We start from the raw sequence: 2,105 nt of genomic DNA, 5'->3' as shown, positions 1-2,105 counted from the left end.
AGATATAGGAGACAGGGAATTCCGGTTTGAAAGTACGGCGTGCCAATAACTCAAATGTCGGGCTATACGTATATATAGTTCCATAAGGACCCAACAAGTCAATACCATTCAAAAAATGATTATACTTGATATCCATTATCATAGTATATTCATCCGGTCCTTGTCCCCGTTTCTTAACAGAACTTCCTATTGACTTTCCTTTACCTGTGAATGTGAAAACATTCATATTCGCCATCACCACATACATATCACTTCTTTTATCATAAAAGACACCCGAAGGGACATTAAGCAAAATTGAGTCATTGGTTTCTAATGGAACAATTTCTATTTTTTCCAAAAAAGAAGCTGCATCCTTAGTAACATCATTCACATTGACCGGGATACGAATCATATCACCGGTACTATCTTGGATATTTTTACAAGCCATAAAAACAGACATCATTATGACTAACGAAATTGTCTTTTTCATTTAAGATGATTTTTTACAGAGTGCATCAAAACGGTTTTCTACATTCAGTGGTTAAAATTGAGTATAAGAGATTATCCTCTAACTACTCGGGGTATCTCCTGCTATCTTCAAACGTACCAACGAGGGATTGGTATCCTTATTTCTTCAATGAAAAGATTAGCAGAATAGGATTGTCATCCTCCACCGATTCTTTCAATAATTGCTGCAATTCACCATTTATCTCATATCCTTCTTCCTGCAACTGCAATAGCAACCCGGGACGGAGTAAAGAAATAAAAGAACCGTTTTGGGTGATTCCAATCGGAGAACTAAAGGCACCCACTTGAAGTTCCGACTGGAGCCTGCTTTGGGAGAAACTATAAGAAACGTTTTTTCGTTTATCATAAAAACCGAAATGCAATGTCTTATCCACATAATAGGGGATACAGAGCGATTGGTCATTCTCATAAACGTTATAATATGCAACATAGGGAGATTCCAGCAAAGCCGGTATGTAATTCTTATTGTTGGCAGACTTCTCTTTCAGAAAATCTATCGGCGGCAAAATCTTTTCGCCGAACTTCAACTGAAAAGCTGCATAAATACTGTCGCTACTTACACGATATATCACAGGATTAAATGGCGTATATAAGCTTATTTCATCACCGCACTTATACAATTTACGGTTAGCCCCCAAGGCATATCCGCTTGAAAATTCGATAGGCAGGAAGCTTTTCTTTACATTAAACTCTTTATCTGTTATAAAGGCGTATGAATCAAACTTGTCCGAAACCAATTTATTATACCATACATAATTCCCATCCGGCAATTGTTCCACATCATCACTATGAAACGGCATTTTCTTTTCGGATACAAAGTGAAAATCATCCAAGCTATAGACTATCATCTTCTGTTGTTCGATATCAACAACAGAAAGAGTATTATCATGTTCATTTACCGAGTATTTAAAAGGATTAATATATTCACCCGGTCCATTTCCTGTCGAGCCAATTTGCGTTACAAAACTTCCATCCTGATTGAAAGCATAAAGCGACCTTGTCATAACTTTATCCAACAATATATAGTGACCTCCAACACTCGTACATTGATTACAACTACCCAATAAGCAACTGTCAACAGTTTCCAATTTCAAATAAGAAACGGAAAGCACCTCTGATGCAAATAAAGAACTTTCTTCTGAAAAATCAACAACTACCGGCTCTGCCTCTTTTTTGTCTGTACTACATGAAATCAACAGAAGTACAAAAACTACATATATAAATCTAATCATAACGTAATTATTTTTAATGATTATCCGCATAACTTCCCAATTGGCCTACTACCATGCTTAGGGGAAATAAATGACTATTTATCAACCATAAGCACGGCACTGTCACTTTGGGTACCCAAAGACTCTTTTTAATAAAATCACACCTACCACAGGTTGTTGTGACAATACTGTTTACATATTAGGTATTTTGGTAGCCTCCTAATTTATATTAGCAACAACTTAATTCGCCACTTCCAAAACATACACACTGCGTATAACCATAATTTGGATCTCCAGGCTCTGGATAATATACATATTTGTAACCACCATCATTTATAAAATTCTTTTTCATAGTAAATTTCATTTTCAATCTTAATAATTTGTTTG

General features: G+C 35.8%; 2 protein-coding genes. Both read right to left on the bottom strand.

Annotated elements, in window-relative coordinates:
* Positions 1-469: 6-bladed beta-propeller (locus QZ327_RS14335; protein ID WP_294620404.1), on the bottom strand; the 469-nt coding region annotated here is incomplete at its 3' end.
* Between the two features lie 136 nt (positions 470-605).
* Positions 606-1,739: a 6-bladed beta-propeller gene (locus QZ327_RS14330; protein WP_294620402.1), complete on the bottom strand. Its 1,134-nt coding sequence runs from the start codon at positions 1,737-1,739 to the stop codon at positions 606-608.
* Between the last annotated feature and the right edge of the window lie 366 nt (positions 1,740-2,105).

This window comes from uncultured Bacteroides sp., assembly GCF_910578895.1.
Classification (GTDB): domain Bacteria; phylum Bacteroidota; class Bacteroidia; order Bacteroidales; family Bacteroidaceae; genus Bacteroides.
Note: the sequence above shows the minus strand (reverse complement) of the source record. Positions and strands in the feature narration are given on the sequence as shown.